General features: G+C 46.3%; 14 protein-coding genes. 9 read left to right on the plus strand and 5 right to left on the minus strand.

Annotation, left to right across the window (positions count from 1 at the left end; translation table 11 throughout):
* Positions 1 to 243: 243 nt before the first annotated feature.
* The 4 genes from cra (at position 244) to VOA_RS0118350 (ending at position 7,763) form a co-directional block, all read left to right on the plus strand.
* Positions 244 to 1,224, plus strand: a complete 981-nt coding sequence (gene cra, locus VOA_RS07255; protein WP_000171127.1) for a catabolite repressor/activator — start codon at positions 244 to 246, stop codon at positions 1,222 to 1,224.
* A 199-nt stretch (positions 1,225 to 1,423) separates the two neighbouring features.
* Positions 1,424 to 2,563 carry an exonuclease SbcCD subunit D gene (locus VOA_RS07250; RefSeq protein ID WP_000670231.1) on the plus strand — a complete coding sequence of 380 codons (1,140 nt, stop codon included), beginning with the start codon at positions 1,424 to 1,426 and terminating at the stop codon, positions 2,561 to 2,563.
* Between the two features lies 1 nt (position 2,564).
* Positions 2,565 to 5,606: an AAA family ATPase gene (locus tag VOA_RS07245; protein WP_032468310.1), complete on the plus strand. Its 3,042-nt coding sequence runs from the start codon at positions 2,565 to 2,567 to the stop codon at positions 5,604 to 5,606.
* A gap of 168 nt (positions 5,607 to 5,774) precedes the next feature.
* The gene (locus VOA_RS0118350; protein WP_198006599.1) at positions 5,775 to 7,763 is read left to right on the plus strand and encodes a hybrid sensor histidine kinase/response regulator; all 1,989 of its coding nucleotides are present in this window, start codon (positions 5,775 to 5,777) and stop codon (positions 7,761 to 7,763) included.
* Positions 7,764 to 7,839: 76 nt separating this feature from the next.
* On the opposite strand, the gene cqsA is transcribed toward VOA_RS0118350, so the two are convergent.
* The 3 genes from cqsA to clcA all read right to left on the minus strand — a co-directional run bounded on the left by cqsA (position 7,840) and on the right by clcA (position 11,675).
* Positions 7,840 to 9,009, minus strand: a complete 1,170-nt coding sequence (gene cqsA / locus VOA_RS07240) for an alpha-hydroxyketone-type quorum-sensing autoinducer synthase (RefSeq protein ID WP_001081497.1) — start codon at positions 9,007 to 9,009, stop codon at positions 7,840 to 7,842.
* Between the two features lie 196 nt (positions 9,010 to 9,205).
* The gene (locus tag VOA_RS07235; RefSeq protein WP_032468311.1) at positions 9,206 to 10,168 is read right to left on the minus strand and encodes a TDT family transporter; all 963 of its coding nucleotides are present in this window, start codon (positions 10,166 to 10,168) and stop codon (positions 9,206 to 9,208) included.
* A gap of 100 nt (positions 10,169 to 10,268) precedes the next feature.
* Positions 10,269 to 11,675 carry a H(+)/Cl(-) exchange transporter ClcA gene (gene clcA, locus VOA_RS07230; protein WP_009356026.1) on the minus strand — a complete coding sequence of 469 codons (1,407 nt, stop codon included), beginning with the start codon at positions 11,673 to 11,675 and terminating at the stop codon, positions 10,269 to 10,271.
* A 469-nt stretch (positions 11,676 to 12,144) separates the two neighbouring features.
* Here clcA and VOA_RS07225 point away from each other — a divergent pair, with 469 nt between their 5' ends.
* Entirely contained in the window at positions 12,145 to 13,134 is a 990-nt protein-coding gene (locus VOA_RS07225) for a CobW family GTP-binding protein (protein ID WP_001065405.1), read from the plus strand.
* Positions 13,135 to 13,210: 76 nt separating this feature from the next.
* Here VOA_RS07225 and ylqF read toward each other — a convergent pair whose 3' ends face one another.
* Entirely contained in the window at positions 13,211 to 14,155 is a 945-nt protein-coding gene (ylqF, locus tag VOA_RS07220; RefSeq protein ID WP_000247909.1) for a ribosome biogenesis GTPase YlqF, read from the minus strand.
* A 324-nt stretch (positions 14,156 to 14,479) separates the two neighbouring features.
* Between ylqF and VOA_RS07215 the strand changes: the two genes are divergently transcribed.
* On the plus strand, positions 14,480 to 16,342 hold the full coding sequence (locus VOA_RS07215) for a potassium transporter Kup (protein ID WP_000801204.1): 1,863 nt from the start codon (positions 14,480 to 14,482) through the stop codon (positions 16,340 to 16,342).
* A gap of 96 nt (positions 16,343 to 16,438) precedes the next feature.
* Here the strand turns inward: VOA_RS07215 and nifJ are convergent, their stop codons facing one another.
* Positions 16,439 to 19,678, minus strand: a complete 3,240-nt coding sequence (nifJ, locus tag VOA_RS07210; RefSeq protein WP_000219879.1) for a pyruvate:ferredoxin (flavodoxin) oxidoreductase — start codon at positions 19,676 to 19,678, stop codon at positions 16,439 to 16,441.
* 102 nt (positions 19,679 to 19,780) lie between these two features.
* Here nifJ and VOA_RS07205 point away from each other — a divergent pair, with 102 nt between their 5' ends.
* From VOA_RS07205 to tatA, 3 genes are all read left to right on the plus strand, one after another.
* Positions 19,781 to 21,274, plus strand: coding sequence for an ATP-binding protein (locus VOA_RS07205; RefSeq protein WP_000258670.1), 1,494 nt, complete (start codon positions 19,781 to 19,783; stop codon positions 21,272 to 21,274).
* On the plus strand, positions 21,264 to 21,956 hold the full coding sequence (locus tag VOA_RS07200) for a response regulator (protein ID WP_001083603.1): 693 nt from the start codon (positions 21,264 to 21,266) through the stop codon (positions 21,954 to 21,956). The genes VOA_RS07205 and VOA_RS07200 overlap by 11 nt, the downstream gene beginning before the upstream one ends.
* A gap of 198 nt (positions 21,957 to 22,154) precedes the next feature.
* Positions 22,155 to 22,391 (plus strand): twin-arginine translocase TatA/TatE family subunit, encoded by a 237-nt coding sequence (gene tatA, locus VOA_RS07195; protein WP_000508977.1) that lies wholly within the window; start codon positions 22,155 to 22,157, stop codon positions 22,389 to 22,391.
* The last annotated feature ends 184 nt before the right edge of the window (positions 22,392 to 22,575 follow it).

The raw sequence follows: 22,575 nt of genomic DNA on the forward strand, positions 1-22,575 counted from the left end.
TCTTAAGCTGAATCGGTTCAGCTTTAAGGGCAAAAAAATTCAGCAAAACCCCGAATAATCACGATGATGCTGCTTGTTCCTATTCTCACTCATTCACCGATTGTTGGTGAGAGTGTGAAGTCTCTATGCTTTTGCTGAATCCTTTCAGCTTTAATACTGAATCGATTCAGCATATAATTCAACTCTGAGCAGAGATCAAAAATCGCGTTCTATGATCAGACGCACATAAAACGAGTAGGGATTATGACACTGGATGAAATTGCGAAATTGGCTGGGGTATCGAAAACCACCGCCAGTTATGTGATCAATGGCAAAGCACAAAAATACCGGATCAGTGAGAAAACTCAGCAAAAAGTGATGGCGGTGGTTGATCAATACAATTTCCGGCCGGATCATGCAGCCTCTGCGCTGCGTGCGGGTAACAGCCGCTCCTTTGGTTTGATCATTCCTGATTTAGAGAACACCAGCTATGCGCGATTAGCCAAACTACTGGAGCAAAATTCTCGACAAGCCGGTTACCAAATCTTGATCGCTTGTTCGGATGATGATCCTGAGATTGAAGTGGCCGCGGCTGAGGCTCTGGTCTCTCGGCGGATCGATGCTTTGTTTGTTGCCAGCAGTATTCCTAATGCCAGTGATTTCTATCTCAAGCTGCAGCAATCAGGAACCCCTGTGATTGCGATAGACCGAGCGTTGGACGATGAGTATTTTTCTTGCGTGATCAGCGAAGATTTTGGCGCCGCTTTTGAGCTCACTCGATCGGTATTAAGCAAGCATGTTCATAGCATCGGCTTAGTAGGAGCCTTGCCTGAGTTGAGCGTGTCTCGAGAGCGTGAGCAAGGATTTGTTATGGCAGCAAAAGAGTGGGGGCTATCTACGCGGATTGGATATGGCGAACACTTTAACCGTGAAGAAGGACGTAAAGTATTTGCCAAATGGGTGGAAAAACAACAACTGCCGGATGCGGTAGTGGCTACCTCCTACACTTTATTGGAGGGTATTTTGGATGTCTTGCTTGAGCAGCCAGAATTGATGCAAAAAGTACGTTTAGCCACGTTTGGTGACAACAGGCTACTGGATTTTTTACCGATGCGTGTGAATTCGCTGCCTCAACAGTTTGAGCTAATCGCGGATAGCGCATTGGCTTTAGCACTAAATGCTTCGGCAAAACGGTATCAAACTGGGGTTGAGCTCATTCCACGTCAATTGAAGGTAAGAAGCTAAAATTGCGCTGATAGCAAGGTGATGCCGATGAATGGTTCTGTTCACTTGTTGGCCGTCTTTGTGGCCAAGCGATGGCATTCATGGTTATGTTTTCATCGAAAAGGATGGGCTTAAGCCCAACTTATCGCAGTCACGCATCGAAATTGCGTGAAATAAAGGTATGATGTGCGCCAGTTTTTGTTTCCTCGACAGGAAAGGCATGAAATTTCTGCATACCTCTGACTGGCATCTTGGCCGCCAATTTCATCAAGTTTCCCTCTTGGCCGATCAGCGCGCCGTACTCGAGCAGTTGATCCACTTTCTGCGCGACAATCCTGTTGATGCGGTGATCGTAGCCGGTGATATTTATGATCGCTCAGTGCCACCTACTGCGGCGATTGATCTGCTTGATGAAGTCGTGAGTGTGATATGCGGAGAACTAAACACGCCTTTGCTGATGATCCCCGGTAACCATGATGGTGCAAAGCGTTTAGGTTTTGCGGCCAAACAGATGAAAAAATCCGGCTTACACATTTTCGCGGATTTTGAGCAGATGATGGAGCCTTTGGTGCTCCACTCTGAGCAAGCGGGTGAAGTGGCATTTTGGGGCATGCCATACAACGATCCCGAATTGGTGCGCCACTATTATCAAAATGAAATCAACAGCCATGATGTTGCACATCAACTGCTGTGTGAAAAAATCCTCGCTAAAGCGGCATCTTCACAACGCAATGTTTTGATCAGTCACTGTTTTGTCGATGGAGCGATGGAGTCAGAATCTGAGCGTCCGTTATCCATTGGGGGATCCGATCGCGTTGATCATCGCCATTTTTTGCCGTTTGATTATGTCGCATTAGGGCACCTGCATCAGCCACAAATGAAAGGGGTTGAATACATCCGTTATTCGGGTTCTTTAATGAAATACAGTTTTGGGGAGCAGCACCAAAGTAAAGGAGCAACCTTAGTGGAGTTAGATCGCCAAGGTTTTGTCCGAGCTACAGCAATACCTCTGCAAGCCCCACATCAGATGCGAATCATTGAAGGAGAACTGGAAGCGATTCTCGCGGCAGGTGCAACCGATCCGCAGGCTGAGGATTATCTCTTGGTTCGACTCTTAGATAAGCATGCCATTCTTGACCCAATGGAAAAATTACGTCAGGTCTATCCAAATGTGCTGCATATCGAAAAGCCCGGCATGCTGATTGGAATCGATCAAGAGATGGGCAAGGCGCGATTAGCTCGTGGAGAGCTTGATATGTTTCGTGACTTCTTCTTAGAGGCTAAACGTGAACCGCTAACGGAGCAACAAGAGCAAGTGGTGGTCGAGGTGATCCAACGTTTAAAAACAGAGGGGCAATAACATGCGTCCGATAATGCTAACCTTGCAAGCCTTTGGTCCTTTCGCTGGCAGAGAAGTCATTGATTTCACAGAACTTGGTGATGCTCCACTGTTTTTGATTAATGGTGCAACTGGGGCGGGGAAAAGCTCGATTCTTGATGCAATTTGTTATGCCTTGTACGGTGAAACTACTGGTAGTGAGCGAACTGGCGACCAAATGCGCTGTGATTTCGCCGATCCAGACACGTTGACCGAAGTTTGCTTTGAGTTTGAACTGGGTGGATCGCATTACCAAATCACTCGGCAGCCGGATCAGGAAATCCCGAAAAAACGTGGCGAAGGTATGACTAAGAAAGCCCATTCCGCCACTTTGCTTGCTTTAAAGCAGGGCACTGATGAACTGATCGCCAATCGCCCAACACCGGTGGCTAAAGCGGTGATTGAATTAATTGGGCTGGATGTAAAACAATTCCGCCAAGTGATGGTGTTGCCACAGGGCAAGTTTCGTGAATTGCTGACGGCCAACTCTAAAGAGCGCGAGCAGATTTTTGGTCAGCTTTTTCAAACTCAACTCTATAGCCAGATTGAGCGTACGCTATTTGAACGCGCAGCAGGCATTCGCAAAGAGAAAGAAGAATTTGATCAGCAAATCAAAGGTACTTTGCATGTAGTGGGCTTGGAGAATGAACAGCAGCTGCACCTTGAGCTTGCGCAAATTGCACCATTAGTTGTGCAAGCACAGCAGGCATTAAAAAATGAGCAACAGGTTCTGGATCAAAGCAAAGCCCAGTATCAATCGGCTCTTGAACTCAATCAGCAGTTTGCTCGTCAGCAGCAATTACTCACAGAAATAGCCTTGCATCAGCAACAGAAAATGCAAATTGATGTGTTACGTGAACAGCGTCAACAAGCCCAAAAGGCGATACACCTAACGGCGGTGCATCAGCAGTGGCATCAAACCCATAAAACGCAAATCCATGCTGCGCAGAGAGTTGAACAGCAAAATCTACTGCTACAACAGAGCGAACAGCAACAGCAGCAAGCTCAGTGGGCCAGCCAACAGGCTAGTTTAGCTTGTGAAGTATTACCTGAGTTAAACGAGCAACGTATACAGTGGCAGCGTGCTGAACAAAAACTTTTAGCGCAAGAGAGTGTGCAGCAACGGGTTGCCAAAGCTGAACGTGATTTACAGCTCACTACTCAAAATACGCTCAATTTACAAAGTGCCAGTGAGCAGCTAGTTCAAGAGATCCAAAATAAACGTTTGGAATGGGAGCAGCAACAGCGCCAGCTGACTCGTCTGGAAGCTCAAAAAGCGCAGCTCAACTTGCTTACACCACAGATCCAAGATCGAGAACGGGAACAAACGCTCAGCAATGAACGACAGCGTGCTCTGCAAGAATCCCAGCGTTTTGAACAGCAATATCGACAAATACAGACGCAAGCGCAACAAGCGAAGCAAGTGGCTGATGAACTGGAACTGTCATGGCATACTCAACGTGCCGCAGAGTTGGCGCAGGAGTTGATGCCCAATCAACCTTGCCCTGTGTGCGGCAGTTTTGAGCACCCCCATAAAGCACAGTTTTATGGTGACGTTGTCACCAAAGTTCAGGTTAAGCAGGCCCGACAATACCAACAGCAATGGCTTGAACAAGAACAAGCCGCGCTCAGTGCATGGCAGCAGCAGTGCTTTCAGTTGCAACAGCTAGAGCAAGGATTGAACACGCTCGTTGTTGAATTAAAAACGCAAAATATTGCATCTCTTGCAGAGCTAATCGAGCAGCAACGAGCTCTACGCAATGAAATCAATGCGTTACAACAACTCAATCCTGCTCTTTTGCAGCGACAAATTGAAGAGTGCGAGCAACGTTTAGTACAAAGTAAAGCGGCACTCGAAAAACAAAATCATAATAAACAGCAAGCATGGCAGGTGTTGACTCAAGCACAAGCCGAGCTTGCAAGTTTGCAACAAGAGATACCAGAAGCACTTTCTGATCTCACTCAGCTACGCAGTGAAATTCAGCGAGTGCAAACTCAAATTGACTCATTGCAAAAAAACGAACAAGTGGCTCGAGAGCAATGGATTCAAGCGCAAAAGCACCTGGCCAGTGTTCAGGCGGCATATCAAGCCACCGTTGAGCAACATAAGGAAAGCCAGCAACAAGCCCAACAGGCTGCACAAGCGTGGCAAGAAGGATTGAAATATTACGGCATGCATGATGAGCAGCACTATTTGCAATCACGCTTAACAGATGAAGCCATGCTCCAAATCGAAACACAAATTGCTCAGTATGAAGAGCGGGGAGCCATGCTCAATGGTGAGCAACAGGCTTTGACACGCAAGCTTGTGGATAAAACGCCACCGGAACTTGAACCGATGTTAGCCATGGTGCAAGAGTATGAAGTGCGCGTTTCCAGCGCGTTACAACAGTTTACACAGCATCAATCGCGCATGGATGGTTTGCAGCGAGTGTCTAAACAACTCACGGAGCTTTATCAAAAAAACCAAGTGCTTGAAGCTGAATATCAAGTAGTGGGCACACTCAGTGATATTGCCAACGGTAAAACGGACGCTAAAGTGAGCTTGCACCGTTTTGTGTTAGGGGTGTTGCTGGATGACGTTTTACTGCAAGCCTCGCAACGGCTACTCAAAATGAGCCGAGGCCGCTATTTACTCAAGCGCAAAGAAGAAAGAGCCAAAGGTAATGTAGGGTCTGGTTTAGATCTGATGGTTGAAGACAGCTATAGCGGTAAATGGCGTGATGTGGCGACCTTGTCGGGCGGTGAGTCATTTATGGCGGCACTCGCATTAGCACTTGGGTTGTCCGATGTTGTGCAGTCATACAGTGGAGGCATCCGTCTTGATACGCTATTTATTGATGAAGGCTTTGGCAGCTTAGATCCTGAATCGCTCGATCTCGCGATTCAAACTCTAGTAGATCTACAGCAGGGAGGTAGAACAATAGGTATTATTTCTCATGTTTCCGAGCTAAAAGAGCAGATCGGGCAAAGATTGGATGTGTTGGCGACAAGAATGGGTAGTACATTGCGTCTGGTTTCCTAGAGTAAAACGATGGGCTTTGATGATTATCACTGACCTCAGTGATAATCATCGATAGACTATGCGCATTTTGATGAGTATGAAAAGAATAAAGAGTCAGTGGCTGTGAGCATAGATGTAATAAAAAAAGTATACCAGTTTGCCGAACCCAACCTTTCTTTGGTGGGATGGATGGGAATGCTTGGTTTCCCAGCTTATTACATCATTTGGGAGTATTGGTTTCCACAGCCCTATGAGAACCTAGGGTTACGCCTTGTTGGCTCTGCCTTGTTTTCGCTGCTTGCATTTCGGGATTTCTTGCCAAAAAAATTGCAGTGTTACATGCCGTACTATTACTTGCTGACGATAGGTTTTTGCTTGCCTTTCTTCTTTTCTTTCATGATGTTGATGAATGATTGGTCGACGATTTGGGCTATGTCGTTTATGGCGTCTATTTTTCTGCACATCCTCTTAGTGCATGATACACGAGTGATGGCTATACAAGCCTTGTCCTCTATTGCCTTGTCCTACTTCGTGGTGTATTGCATCGCCGATTTTCAACCTTCGACATTGCTCGAATGGCCATTTATGCCGATATTTTTGTTTACCTATGTCTTTGGAAATTTGTTTTTTTTCCGAAACCAGATTTCTCATGAAAGCAAAGTTTCTATTGCCAAAACGTTCGGGGCTGGGATCGCACATGAAATGCGTAATCCACTCAGTGCGCTCAAAACATCAATTGATGTGATTCGCACTATACTCCCCAAGTCACAGACAGGAACTCAATCCGTCCCTCCTCTAGATGTACAAGAATTGGATCTTTTGCATCAAATGTTGAATGAAGCAGATGAGGTTATTTACTCTGGCAATAACGCCATAGATCTGCTGTTGACTTCCATTGATGAGAACCGTGTTTCTACGACAAGCTTTAAAAAATATTCCGTTATAGACGTGATTGAGAAGGCACTCAAAACCTTTCCTTATAAAAATGTAGCCGACCGACATGCGGTTAAGCTTGAAGTCAAGCAACCGTTTGAGTTTTTTGGGAACGATACTTTACTGACTTATGCACTGTTCAATCTGCTGAAAAACGCTTTTTATTATCAAAAAGAACAGTTTGTTGTACAGGTGCAAATAGAACAATCTGCGGAGCATAATATTGTCAAGGTTCGTGACAATGGGGTTGGGATTGCCCCTGAAATGCTTGAAGATATTTTCCGTGACTTTTATACCTTTGGGAAAAACGGCAGTTATGGCTTGGGTTTGCCTTTTTGCCGTAAAGTGATGACCGCCTTTGGTGGCACGATTCGCTGCCATTCGAAGCAAGGTGAATGGACGGAATTCATACTTAAATTTCCTCGCTATGATTCAGATACGGTCAAAGAGATTAAAGCGGATTTGCTGAAATCGAAATCGGTGATCTACCTTGGCTCAAATCAAGAGGTAGTCCGTGAGCTGAATCGTCTCGCGGTAGAGGACGGATTTGCTTTTACCGCACTTTCTGCTCAGCAAGCCGTGAAACGGCAAGACTATGAGTTTGAATTCGATCTGATTTTATTGGATTTGGATGACGCGACATCGCAAGGTGAACTGCTTCCTAAAATTGAAGGGACGTTGAGTTTCTCAGAAGGGTGTATTGGTTATCTCTTTGACCCAAGTAAAGAATACGCAGTTAATATAAACCGCTATTTACACATTCAGCCTATTAGCATTCATTCCATACTCAAAAAAACGAAGCGAGTTATTGACCGACTGCTGTTTGAGCAAGATTCAGTCTTGATGAACCGAAACATCATCCCGATCCAGAAGTGCCGTCATGAACGACGCATCTTAGTGGTTGATGATAATCAATCAATTCGTACCTTTACCGCTATTTTGCTTGAACAGCAAGGCTATGAAGTATTGCAAGCTAATGATGGCTGTGAAGTGTTAAACCACATGGATAATCAGGTCATCGATTTAGTCTTGATGGATATTGAAATGCCCAAGGTGGGAGGATTGGAAGCTACTCACTTGATCCGCAGTTCAGATCGTGACTACAAATACATTCCAATCATCGGTTATACCGGAGATAACAGCCCGAAAACATTGGCATTAATACAAACATCAGGGATGAATGATTTTATTGTTAAACCCGCCGATCGCGATGCTTTGCTAAACAAAGTGGCTGCGTGGGTATAAAGTGGGAGAATTCTCCCACTTTGAACTTATTATAAATGGTTTTAAATCATCATCTTATCGAAAAGATGTTTTTTAGCTATCGAATGTAAAACTCTGTACACTTCACAGCCTCAGAGCATATTTGAATTATTCGCCTTATTTTTTCATCAGTAATATCACTATTAACCGAAAAGCGAATGATATTCTTGTTTTTTGTGGTGGCAGGGCGACAAAATACAGATCCGAACAATCCATTATTCTCCAAAAAATCACGTACTTTTTCGGTATTTCTTTCATCTCCAGTTTCTAGGCTAATAATTTGGCTTTCACTACGAATGGTCAAACCAAGTTGGGTTAGACCAATTCGTAATTTTCTTGCCATCCGTTCTAAATGCAGTCTTCTATCATCCGCATATTCAATAATATCTAACGTACTTTCCAGCCCTACAGCCTCATAAGGAAGCAAGGTGGAACTAAAAATTGCAGGGTAACTGATAAAAGGCACGCAGCGATTCACTTCATTGTTACACCAAATCGCTCCTGCCCGATATGAAAACGTTTTGGCTAAACTTGCGGTCATAAAATGGACTTCATGAGTAAGATTCAACTCTGCGAGTAACCCTGAACCTTTCGGCCCATGCGTGCCTAACGAATGAGATTCATCAACGAGCAAAGCACAACCAAATTCTTGGCTGATTTTGACTAACTCAGCTAACGGTGCCAAGGTGCCTATTGTGCTATAGATAGAGTCGACAGCAATGATACCAGGCCCATGACGCCGGATTAAAGTACGTAGATGTTCGCAGTTGTTATGCATAAAAGGGTGTATTTTGGCATTCGCGTAGCGTGCGCCTTCCCATAGGGACATGTGAGCAAAGAAATCGATATATACATTTGTATTCGGTTGGCAAATTGTCTGCAATAGACCAACGTTAGCACACCAACCTGATTGGGATAATAGACATTCTTTAAACCCCGTAAAATTTGCCAACCGATTTTCGATTGCGGGCTTATCATCATCATTTTGTAAGAATATCGCAGACATAAATAGGCTTTGCTGATTTTCAAGTAGTGATTTCGCTAAGTGAGCTTTAATTAATGGATGGTTAGCTAAAGCAAGGTAATCATTACTTTGTAAAATAATATCCTCTTTGCTGGCATGTTTGCCTAATACTAAATGTTTCCCATTTTTGTTTATAGCAATAAAATTTTCAATATAGTGATTAATCTTATCCTGAATAAAATCAGGAAGATGTGGTCTATTCATTACAATATATCCTAGTTCTAAATTATTTAATGCCAGCTGACGAGTGATATATTGCTTATTTAAAAAAGGCTGTCATCTGGTAAAAATCAATTTAGTTAACAACGTAGAATAATTGATAATCTACCATGGTGAGGTTAGAAATAATCATTAGGGGTAGGGGCTCTACCCCGAAGAATATCCTGACATTAAAAATAAATTAAGAGCTTGCTAAATTATTTTTAAATAGCTCAGGCCAATACATTTTTAGGTAACCCCAAGAAACCCAAGCGACCAAAATAGTCGCAATCGTGATCTCTAAAAAACCAAAATAGTGTAACCAGTACCATTGGGGATGCTGAGTTGAAAAAAATTCCGTTAAACGTTGCATCGCTACAGCGCTTATCACAGAAGGAAAAGTTACAGCGGCAATTGAAGGCTGAAATTGCAACCGTAACAGGCGTAAATAACAAAGATAGATCAGCAGCGTCATGGTGATGGCGATGCCGGCGAGTGCTCCCGTTAAAATGGGGTCTGGCTGATGGAAGTTAACCAGATAAGTCGCGAGTGTTAAGTTGATTGGTGCGGCCATGATAGCCAAAGTTGGGCGTGCTCGTTTGGGCAGGGTCCCTGCAAATACCAACCGATAGAGCACGACAGGTAGCATCACAAAGTAGATCGCAATGCAAACATTCACTAGGGTTTCAGAAAAGAGTGTGTGACCAAATTGGGTTCCCGCCAATGAGCTACTAATTACCCCTACCGGATACAAAAACCAGCTAGGGACAATATTGGCAAGTTTGAACTGACGAAGCTGAAAATAGAAGAACAGTATCATCATAGTCAAATGCAGTAACAATGCGGCAGCCCAGATCGGGTAGGCAATAAAAGGAGAAAGGATGGCAAGATAATCACACAAAATCAGTAGTGCCATACTCATAGGAGCCATTAAACTCCCAGAGATGGGATGCTTTAGATCGGAGATAAACGTTTGCCAATTCAGATATTTAAGTAATACTGGCAGCAGTAACAAGGCACCACTAAATGCCAAGTAAGGACGAAGTATTAACCCAAGTGGTGGATAATAGAGCACCCAAGCGTGGCCCAGCCCGATCATTCCTAATGCCAATGCTGCTTGTGAAGGGGGCACGTTTTGCACTTGGGTAAACCTATACCAATTCAATTGCTTCTCCTTGCTGAAATGTCCTGAATTTAATGAAAAAAGCCGCTCATTTTGCGAGCGGCTATTATCTGGTTTCATTATGCGTTAGGCAAATTGACTTTTATGAAACGGGATTTTGAGGTGGAAGATCTTGCTGCTGTAGCTTTTGGTTTTTCAAAGTACGGTGTAGCAACTGACTGTAAATCGGTAGTCCACCGAGCATCTGAGCAAAAATCACAGCCCCTAAGCTAGTAATGATAAGCGGAAGAATAAGGTGATAGTTATTGGTCATCTCAATGACCAATAAAATCCCAGTAATCGGTGCCCGAACGGTTGCGGCGAATAACGCCCCCATACCAGCAATCGCAAACATACCAGGCTCAATATTTAGTTCAGGAAACCACACCTTAGCGATTAAACCGAACGCATAACCAAAGAGTGTGCCAAGTGCTAGCATAGGTGCAAAAATTCCACCGGGAGCACCTGACCCGAAACAGAGCAAAGTAGTAAGAATTCGCCCGAGAAACAGCAGTAATAAAATGCCCGCACCATAACCACCGTTAGTGATGGTTGGAATTAAGCTAATACCGCCCCCAGTGAGTTCGGGAACATAGAGGAGGAGTAAACCAAAACAGCCACCTAATAATGATCCCGTCAATAAATATCGCTTTCGGTCATTGCGATGAAATTTGACGAACAAGTCCTGAGCCAAGGTGATCAAATAATTAAACAGAACTCCAAATACCCCAAATAAAGCGCCGAGGAGTAAGAAAAGTCCTAACGTTGATAAATTAGGGGCGTCGTATTGCGGCATAGTGATCACGGCATCTTGTCCGTTGATGAAGCGGAACACCACATTCGCTGCGACCGCCGCGATAATCACCGCCCGAACAGAAATCAATGTATAACGAAATTGTGGCCGCATCTCTTCGATCACAAACATAATACCGGCAAGAGGCGCGTTAAATGCGGCAGCAAGACCTCCTGCAGCCCCCGCGGCCAGTAATGAATGTCGTGTATCTTCGTTTTTTACTCGGAAAATATCGGAGATCATCCGCCCAACGGCACCTCCCATTTGTACGGTTGGACCTTCTCTACCAAGTACCATGCCAGAGCCTAGCGCTCCCATTCCTCCAAAGAACTTCACTGGTAAAACCCGCCACCAACGCACAGGGCGCATACCATCCATTGCCCCTTCAATTTCTGGAATGCCAGAGCCAGCCGCTTCAGGTGCAAAGCGGTGCACTAAAAAATAGCCAATAAACGCTAAAAGAGCGCTAATAAGAAATGCAGCAAGCCACAGAGGTAAAAAGCTCCCAATTTCACTTTTTAGCCAGTCAGTACGTGTTTCTGAAACTAGATGTACCGCTTGCTCAAAATAGGTTCCAACGAGGCCCGCTAATATCCCCACTAGCAAGGATAAAAACAACACAGAGAGTGGCGTTTTGTCTTTTGAGAGAAATTGATTGATCGAATCTTTCGGCATTTTTGCCAGCAGACTAGTGATAAGTATCTCTCTTTTCGACATATTTTTAGTGCCTTATGCTTGCTAAAGGGGAGGGAGTGCGAGAATTATACGCCCTGACTGGTTCAACTATAGCGATAAACATGAAATTTTGATTTTCATATATGGTTGATTTATTGGATAGTTCCATAAATAGTGAGATCTTCGTCAGAAAATTGCATAGCCACCTTGATAATCTAGCGTTATGTACCATAGTTAAAGCGTAAGGTTAGTGAGAACATTTCTTATGGAGGATATGGAACCTTACAGACAATTTGGATGGAATCAAAACGTTCATATCAGTACCTCGTTAAAGAGACGCTTGCAAACAGAGCCAAGCGAATTCGCAAAAACTCACGATTGAGTACACGAGGAAAAAGGCGCGCTTTCTTTACAGTGCGCCTTTTGCATTTTGGATTTTTACACAGCCATAAAATTTGAAACTGCTTCTTCAAAAGCTTTTGGATATACTGCCGCCAAAAGGAGAATTAGCATGAACAATCGAGTTCCGACTAACATTATTACGGGTTTTCTAGGTGTTGGAAAAACCACCGCTATTTTGCACCTGCTAGCCACTAAACCTGCGCATGAAAAATGGGCTGTGCTTGTTAATGAGTTTGGTGAGATTGGTATTGATGGTGCCATCATGAGCGAGCAGGGTGCGATGATTAAAGAAGTACCGGGTGGATGTCTGTGCTGTACGGCTGGGGTTCCAATGTCCGTTGGCATTAACGCCTTGTTGCGTCAAAAGCCCGATCGTTTCATTATCGAACCCACAGGATTAGGGCATCCTAAGCAAGTGGTCGCCACGTTAATTTCTGAACAGTATCAGCCTTATGTGGATTTAAAAGCCACGATTGCGTTGATGGATCCACGCCACTTGAGCATAGATAAATACCGCAGTAACCAAAATTTCAACGACCAACTGGCGAGTGCGGATATTGTTTTGGGGAACAAAGTCGATCAGTGCAGCAGTAGTGACATTGATGCCTTTAATGATTGGGTTACGGACCAAACACCTGCCAAAACCTTTAGTCAGCTCATCAAGCAAGGGCAATTCCCTATAGAGTTACTGGATATGCCGCGTTTGGCCGGTCATGCATCCACTCATATTGACGCCCATCATCACCACCATGCAGCCGATGAGCCGCAATTTCAGCTTGCACCTCAACAGCCATTTTTGCGCAAAGAAAATCGCGGCCAAGGCTATTTTAGTTGTGGTTGGCTATTTGGTGCGGAGTACCAGTTTAACTTTGATCTGTTGTTTCAACTGCTGAATGATTTAACCGCCGAGCGAGTGAAAGGGGTACTGAATACCGATCGCGGTTGTTACGCTTTCAACGTGGCGAATGGCGTGGTTTCTGTGACTGAAATGAGTCTAGAAGGTTTTGAATCACGCTTAGAAGTGATTGATTCACAACTGATGCCTTGGAGCGAGTTAGAAAGCATACTGCTCAAGATTGCAGGCATTCCACAGGCGTAAATCACATGCCTTTCTTTGCGAAAAAGATTTGTGAAAAAGGCGAGTAATACTCGCCTTTCTGTTATGCGCGGAACGATTAACGCTTGTTACGCAGATAACGCTTACGGCGCTCTTCTTTGCGTTTGGCTTTCTCTTCGGCTTTCAGCGCTTCATCAATTTCAACTTGTTGTAACTCTTCGGTGATCATTTCTGGACGTTCCAAGGTGATTTGTCCAAGCACACCTTGACGCAGCTCATGCAGTAGGATTTCAGAGGCTTTATGCAGATCCACTCGCGCGCCCGCACGGAGTGCGCCACGCTTACGACCGATCTCTTCCATCAATTCAACATCGGTTTCTGGAAGTTCATCGATTTGGTAACGCTCTTTCAATCTTTCTGGGTAGTGCTTAGCCAGATACTCGACGGTGTAAAACGCCACTTCATCGTATTCCATCGCGGTATCTTTCACCGCGCCAGTGGCCGCCAAACGAAAACCGCTATGAGGGTTTTCCACTTTTGGCCACAAAATTCCCGGAGTATCAGAAAGCACAATTCCGTTTTGTAGATTGATGCGCTGTTGACGACGAGTCACTGCGGGTTGGTTTCCGGTTTGAGCAATTGCGCGACCCGCTAAGGTATTGATAATGGTTGATTTCCCTACGTTCGGAATGCCCATGATCATGGTGCGAATGTTTTTGCCGATCTCTTCACGCTGTGGAGCGAGCTTGCGGCACAGTTCGAGGATCTTGTGTACTTCCTGCGGATTGGATGTGGTGATCGCCATCGCTTTCACCCCTTTCTCTTGCTCAAGATGGGCAATCCACAGCTCGGTTAACTCAGGATCCGCAAGATCGCGCTTATTCAGTACCTTCACACAAGGTTTTTCCCCACGGATATGCGAAATCAGCGGGTTTTCGCTACTGAAAGGAATACGCGCATCAAGCACTTCGATAATCACATCGACTTGCGGAATCGCTTCTTCGATTTCCTTGCGTGCTTTGTGCATGTGCCCCGGAAACCATTGGATTGAGTTGTTAACCATTTGAAAAATTAGCCTTTTAATACAGTCTTAAATGAGTTGAGAGATAAGAATGATGCTTAACATGGAGTCAGCAGGAGCCACCTCGCTCTCAACTCCGTGACGCTATGGTCATTGGAATGCGCCAATGCTAACACTTTACGAAGAATGCGGGAATCGCCATAAACCCGAACAATGAATTACACCGCTAGGCGAGAGCCGTGGGAACGGGGATTTCTATATATTTTCTTTATACCCGACAGATGCTTTTATACATCTTCTTTAAATTTGGCTCGTTACCATGCCTTGAGTTATGTAATTAAGGATGCACATGTGTGCTTGATAACGATGAAACCTGCAAAACAAACGACAACTGGTTTGGCTTTTCTGGCAATGGGTATCGTCTATGGCGATATCGGAACCAGTCCTCTTTACGCTTTTAAAGAAGTGTTCTTCAGTCATCATCCACTCGCGATTAACCCTGACAATGTGTTGGGGATTTTATCTTTGGTGTTTTGGGCATTTGTCCTGATCGTTTCCATTAAATATCTTTTGCTGGTGACGCGCGCCGATCAAAATGGCGAAGGCGGTATTCTGACTTTATCCGCCATTGCTCAACAAAATGCTCCCAACCGTTGGCGGCGGATTGCCATGTTACTTGGGATTTTGGCGACGGGCTTTTTCTTTGGTGAAGCGGTGATAACGCCCGCCATGTCAGTACTTTCGGCGGTGGAAGGGATTGCGGTAGCGCAACCTGACTTGGCTCCTTATGTACTGCCCATTGCCATGATGATCATTGTGGCGCTGTTTGCGGTGCAAGCGATGGGAACCGAGCGTATCGGGCGCTTTTTCGCGCCAGTGATGTTGCTGTGGTTTTTGGTGCTGGCTTTACTCGGTGCCCATGCAATTTGGCACGCGCCCCAAGTATTACGTGCACTCAACCCAGCGTATGCGGTGCATTTTGTCTTGCTTCATGGACAGCACACCCTGTTTATTTTGGGCTTAGTCGTACTTTCAGTGACTGGGGTTGAAGCACTGTACGCCGATATGGGGCACTTTGGGATTAAGCCGATCCGCATTGCGTGGTTTGCACTGGTGATGCCCAGTTTGCTGCTCAACTATTTTGGGCAAGGGGCGTATCTGCTTACCCTGTCTGAGCCCACAGGTTCTACTTTCTTTAGCCTTGCACCTAAAGCTTGGTTGTGGCCTTTGATCTTGCTGGCGACGTTTGCCACTGTTATTGCTTCGCAAGCGGTCATCTCTGGGATCTTTTCGTTAGCGAGACAGGCCATCAATTATGGCTATTTGCCGCCGATGAAAATTGCGCATACTTCAGAGCATTCACAAGGGCAGATTTATGTGCCCGCGGCGAACATGTTGTTGTTTGTGGCCGTGATTTTTGTGATGTTGCGTTTTCGCTCATCCGCCAACTTAGCGGCTGCCTATGGTATTGCGGTCACGGCGATCATGATGATCTCTTCACTGCTGTTGGTTTTGGTTGCGCGTTATCAATGGCAGTGGAGATGGCCGCGAGTCGTCACGATTGGGATCGTGTTTATTGGCATGGATACTCTGCTGTTAGCGTCGACCTCAACTAAATTGATGGAGGGTGGTTGGCTGCCACTGCTTTTAGGATGCGTGGTGTTTATAGTCATGTATATCTGGCAGCAGCAGCGCCAACGTTTGTTGGAAATTGCCGGTAACGAGCTCTCAGTTTCGGCGATGATTCAGTCATTGGAGGAAGAGTCTTTCCAACGCGCCACAGGAACCGCCGTTTATCTGTCTCGCTCGCTGAATCATGTGCCGCGCTCGCTGCTGCACAATATCAAATACAACAAGACCTTACATGAAAGAAATATCTTGATGACCTTTCAATATGAAGCGCTGCCAAGGGTTCACCCATGTCGCAGAGCTGAGATAGAGCAGGTCTCGGCCAGTTTTTGGCAAGTGGTGATCCATACCGGTTATCAAGAGGAGCCAGATATGGCGCAAGTGATGCATTGCTGCGGTCTAAAAGGCTTGTATTTGCATCCCAATGAAACGCTCTTTTTGCTCTCTTCAGAGCGATTGAAAGTACAAAAACTGGGGATGTGGCATGACCTGAAAGTCTGGTTCTTTATTCAGATGAGCAAACATGCGCTGAGAACGTCGGAAAGATTGAATATTCCCCCTGATCGCCTAATTGAGATGGGTGTGTATCGAGAGATGTAAGGCTCGCACGAAAAAACCGTTCAAGATTGAACGGTTTTTTAGCTCTGAGGTTTAGCCTTTACAAGGCTCCCCTAGTTTTTCGCTAGGGGAGCGAGGCTAATCTTGTTGCGCGATGCCTGCATACAGCGGCCATGTGCCAGATTTCACCACCTCTTTTGTAACTTGTGCACTGTGTGCCAAATCGTAATGGTGCTCGATGCAGGGCGAATAGGCGACAACCAATGATGGACCAGAATGTTCACCTGCAGCTTGCAGCGCTTTTATGGTCTGATTGATGTTGGCACCCAAGGCTATTCTCGCCACAAACGCACCGGGCAGATCTTGGTAAAGTTTAACCAGATCTTTGGCTGGACTTGGATTGGGTAAACTGCACAATTTCGCGGTTTGTCCTTGCGGGGTGGACTTGGATTTTTGTCCACCAGTGTTGGAGTAACACTGCGTATCCAGAACCAGAATGTTGATGTTACGTCCGCTGCGCATCACATGATCGAGTCCGCCAAAGCCGATATCATAAGCCCAGCCGTCACCTCCTATCATCCACACCATTTTTTCGCTTAAATAATCGGCCAGCAGTTGATCTTCAGAGTGAGCAGGAAGTCGCTGCTTCAGCTCAGCAATCTGCGATCTTAGATCGGGAAGCGGAGATTGTGGGGTATGTCCGCCTAGCAAACGCTGCGCTCGCGATTGTAAGACTTCCAGTGCCATATTCATGCCCAAGCCAAATTCGGCATTATCTTCAAATAGGCTGTTGGCCCAAGCAGGGCCTCGTCCATCACTATCCTGACTGTAAGGCGTAGTGGGTAGATTACCGCCAAAAATTGAGGAGCAGCCTGTCGCGTTTGCAATCATCAATCGATCGCCGAATAACTGAGTCAAAATACGGATATAAGGCGTTTCTCCGCATCCTGCACAGGCATTCGGGTATTCAAAATAGGGCTCAACGTGCTGCAATGTTTTGACATCAATTCGCTGCTGCTGATAAGCCGACTGCTTCGGCAAGGCTTGGAAATAAGTGAATCTTTGTTGCTCTGACTGATAACTGAGGTTCTTCTCAACCATATTCAATGCCTTACGTTCTGGCTCTTGTCGATCTTTTGCTGGGCAAACCTGAGTGCATAACTGGCAGCCAGTACAGTCATCCGGCGACACTTGCAGTACATAATGCGCATCGGGTTGCTGCCTTGAGCGATAAGGCTGGCTTTTTAACTCACTCAAGGTGGGATGGGTTTCACTCACAATGCGGGCACGAATCGCCGAATGCGGGCAAATCGCGACGCAGTAACCGCATTGAGTGCAAAGATCGGTTTCCCAAACCGGCAGCTGTTCAGCAAGATTGCGCTTTTCTAACTGCGAAGTATTGGTAGGCCATACTCCATCGGCCGGATAAGCCGAGACAGGTAACGCATCGCCTTTCCCCGCCAGCAACTGTTCAACTAAGCTCGCGCCCCAAATCTTCGGCTGGCTTTGGATGGCCACCGTTGTTTCACTTGGGATCGCAAATGGCATCTCACACACCGACTGGTACGCTTGGTTCAGGCATTGCAGGCTTTGTATCAGTTGCTGGGCTGAACGGTGTTTGAGCTGTTCGGTTAGACTCGCTTCCAGTGGGGTCAATAACGCCTGTTCGGTATGCTGGCTTAACAATCGAGCCGCCGCAGCTTGCATCACAATACTGGTTTTATTGCCGAGTTGATGGCGCTCAACCAAGCCATCGGCATCGATGGTGGCCACTTGAACCGATAAAGCCTGAAGGCGACTTTGCAATGCGGGCGGTAAAGCGGCCCACAGTGCTTGCCCCGTCAGTGCGGTGTTGAGCAACAGATAGCCATTGGCGATCAGCTTGCTGGCAATATTACGCTCATGGAGAAGTTTCAGATTGCTGAGCGAAACCAACCAAGCGTGACGAACCGGATAGGGAGCAGTGATCGGTTGCTGACTGAAACGGATATGTGTCGTGGTGACATTGGCAGATTTTTTGGAGTCGTATTCAAACTGACCCTGTACATGCCGGTTTTGGCCTAGGGTTTTAATCAGATTTTTTCCCGCACTGACACTCCCATCGCCGCCATAGCCATACATCAGAACACTTTGATAGGGCTTATCTCTCGTCGCTGAAATCGTTTTCGGTAGAGTAAGTTGGCTTACGTCATCTTCAATACCCACCACAAACTCGTGCATTTGCTCCTGCTCGGGAGCTTGCATCATGGTGAAAATCGCTTCGACATCTTCTGGGAAAAACGCTTTTCCTGATAACCCATAGCGACCGCGAGAGAGTCGGATCGAGTTTGCCCTCTGGGTATACAAGGCACTTAAAACGTCAAGATAAAGCGGTTCGCCGTGACTGCCCGGTTCTTTGGTGCGATCCAATACGCTGATATGAGTCACCGTGGCTGGAAGCGCATCCCGTAAGGCTTGACTTGGAAAAGGGCGATATAGTCGGATCTGAATAACGCCAATCCGCTCACCTTGTTGAACGCCGGCAAGGACGACTTGTTTGATGGTGTCGACGGAAGATCCCATTGCGACAATCACAGATTGTGCTTGCGGATGACCGATATACTCGACCAACTGGTAGCGGCGTCCGGTCTGTGTTTCAAAACAGTTCATGATGTTCTGCACCTGTTCAGGCGTACTTTGATGGTACGGCGTTTGAGCCTCGCGACACTGAAAGTAACTGTCGGGATCGGCAGTGGCTCCGCGTAGAGTTGGCCGATCGGGCGTTAAGGCTCGGGCACGAAAATCAACTAAGGCTGGCATGGGTAGCAGTGCAGATAACGCCTCTTCGGAGAGCGGTTCAATCTGGGTAATGGCGTGTGAGGTGAGGAATCCATCAAAGAAATGCACAAACGGTAAGCGGCATTGTAAAGCACTGAAAGTGGCAATGGCGGCCAGATCTTGCGCCTCTTGCGCATTACTGGCGCAGAGCATTGCAACGCCCGTTTGGCGGATGGCCATCACGTCCGAATGATCGCAGTAAATGGATAACGCATGGGTTGCAACAGTGCGAGCCGCCACATGAATGACACAAGGCGTCAGCTCACCAGCAAGCTTGTATAAGCTTGGGATCATGAGCAATAAACCTTGCGATGAGGTAAAGGTGGTGGCAAGTGCACCGCTCATAGCGGCGCCATGAACAACCGCAATACTGCCTGCTTCCGACTGCATTTCCACAAGTTTGGGTACATCACCCAGCAGATTGCTCTTTTGCTGGCTTGCCCATTGTTCACAGCTTTCGGCCATGCTGGTGCTCGGTGTAATAGGGTAGACGGCTAGCACTTCACTCAGTTGATAAGCAACGCGGGCAACGGCCGTATTTGCGTCAGTAATCCAAGTCATAATTCACCTCTGTCGGTATCGCAGCGTTTGCGATGGAGGATGGAAGATGTATGATCCGGCCACCTAGGTGACGAGATCACGAACCAACAGGATTAAGAAGCAGTGGTGACAAGACTTAATGAAGCACACAAAGCGCTGATTCTGGTTGCGCTGTACGCCATGGTCACTGTCGTGGGTGTGATGTACCGCAAAGATATGATTGAGACTGATGTGGCTATGCTGTTTTTGCTGCTCAATATCTTGAGCGCATCAGTACTCAAACCGCGCAACGCTTACTTGATGATGGGATTAAGCATCATCGATTATCACTACTTTCTGCTACCGGACTATCAATCGTTCCGATTTGAGAATGCGCAGTACGTGATTACCTATGCGGTGTTAGCTTTTAGTGGGATTTTCGCGGTGAATATAACACAGGCTCAGCGCAAGCAAATAGAGAAAAATAAGCGCCTGCAGCAGCAACACAAGAAGTACTATGAACTTGCTTGCCACCTTTCTGCACTCAGTGCCAGTGAAGACATTGCTCAAGCCACCGTCAAATTTTTAAGTAAAGAGAAGGGGATAGTCAGTGCGATAGCGCTATACCAGCCGCAGTGGCAATGGGCGGCGCAGCACCCTGATTTCCCCGTTGCAGCAATTGAACTACCGCAGCCTCTTTCGACTGATAGCACATCAACCTTGGTGCAAGATGAGCAGGTCAATGGCTTCACCTTGGTGGATCGTGGGACAATCCTTGGGGCCATTTATTTCCTACGTTATCCCCATGAGCGCTTCGCATCCCCAGAGGCTTTGCGGCGTGAATCTAAAATTGCACCTTGGGTACGCTCTCTTCTGACTCTTTCTCTAGCAAGGGCTCATGCGCATCGCACCTTGGCTCATGTGGAAGCGGAGAAACAGCTGGAAAGTACGCGGACAACGTTACTCGCGTCTGTCTCGCACGATCTAAAAACACCGCTTGGCGCGATCATTGGCTCTGCTACCACTTTAACCGATCCGAGTCTTCACCTCTCGACGGAAACCCAGCAAGAGCTGCTGACGTCAATTGCTGAGCAAGGCGAGCGGTTAAATCGCAGTTTGACCAAACTGCTTGATATCACCCGCTATACGGCAACCGCGCTAGTACCTAAGTTAGATTGGGTTGAACCAGAGGAGTTGATTGGAACGGTGCTCAGTCGCTTAGCGCCGCGATTAACCCATCACAAAGTACAGATTGAGAGTCAACCGATGTTGGTTGAGCTTGATAGCTTACTGATTGAACAGGTGCTGATTAACTTAGTGGAAAATGCTGTGAAATATACACCTAGAGGCAGCGAAATTGAGATCGCTTGTGCTTATCAAGATCAGCAATTTACGCTGGCGGTGATGGATAACGGCGCGGGCATCCCCAATGAGGCATTGCCTAGAATTTTTGACCGGTTTTATCGTGTGGAAGGCAATCATGCTGATGGAACGGGGCTTGGCTTGGCGATTTGCCAAGTGATTGTTGCGGCTCACCAAGGTTCGATTCGGGTACATAATCGAGAGTCTGGGGGCGCATGTTTTACGGTGACGATTCCTTGCCGCCAATACAATTTAAAGGAACTGTATGAACAGTGAAATTAAGATCCTCATTATTGAAGACGAAGCGCCAATTCAACGGTTTTTGACTGTGCTTATTTCTGGTTATGAGTATCAAGTGAAAGTGGCCAGCACGGCAGAGCAAGGGCTGCATCTGGTGGCGAATTGGAACCCGCATCTGATCCTGTTGGACTTGGGCTTGCCAGATCAAGACGGCATCAGTTTGACGAGAGAATTGCGAGCATGGACGCAAACCCCAATCATGGTGATTTCTGCCCGAGAAAAAGAAGCGGATAAAGTGCAAGCACTAGATGCCGGCGCGAACGACTATTTGACTAAACCCTTTGGCAGTGAAGAGCTGATGGCTCGTATTCGGGTGGCGTTGCGTTTAGCGCCGAGCATCGAAAGCGTAGAGCAGACTCGTTTTGAATTGGGGGATCTGGTGTTGGATCTTGTGTTAAAGCAAGTCACTAAGGCCGGAGAGCCAGTAAAACTGACCAAAACCGAATACAACATTTTGAAATTGTTAGCAAAAAATATGGGAAAGGTGCTCACACACAAGCAGATCTTAAAAGAAGTGTGGGGCGGTAATTATGTCGAGCATCATCACTATGTGCGCATCCATGTCGCGCAGTTACGCCATAAAGTGGAAGACAATCCCGCGCAACCGCGCTTCATCTTGACAGAAAATGGGGTCGGTTACCGTTTAGTGGATAAATAGGCACGTAAAATAAAACTATCTTTATAAAATCTATACAGATGTATGCCTTATCCATACAACCGATTTATACAGGGTTCGCTACACTGCTTCACAGGTTAAGGACAGGTAAGGCGTGAACTTTTAGTGGGATTGTTTACGTGCACTCTGCATGGTCTGAAATCTACGTTGTAAACACACATTAAAAAAGAAGAGGACAATATGGGTGGAATCAGTGTGGGTAAGCTCTTAATCTTGGGATGTATTGTTGCGCTGGTTTTCGGCACAAAGAAATTGCGAACCATAGGTGAAGATGCGGGTTATGCGATTCGCTCTTTTCAAAAAGCGTTACGCGGTGACGCAGTACCGAGCTCTCCGCTAGCCAATGATGAGTCTGTTGAATCAACCGCATTAGAGCAAGATATGTCTCAAATCGATGGCACTGATCGTCACTCTTAATGTTCCCAAATACCATCGCACTTACGGGGCTCATATGAGTAATGCCGATCGTTTTAAGTAATTGAACGATCCTACGCGGGCTTCATAATCGGTCTCAACATTGTTGAGGCCGATTTTTTTATGTCTGAGTTTTCCAAAGAGTTACATGTCATGGCTGAGTTTTGCCAAGACCATCATATCAATG

It is taken from the genome of Vibrio sp. RC586 (assembly GCF_000176715.1).
Lineage (GTDB): Bacteria > Pseudomonadota > Gammaproteobacteria > Enterobacterales > Vibrionaceae > Vibrio.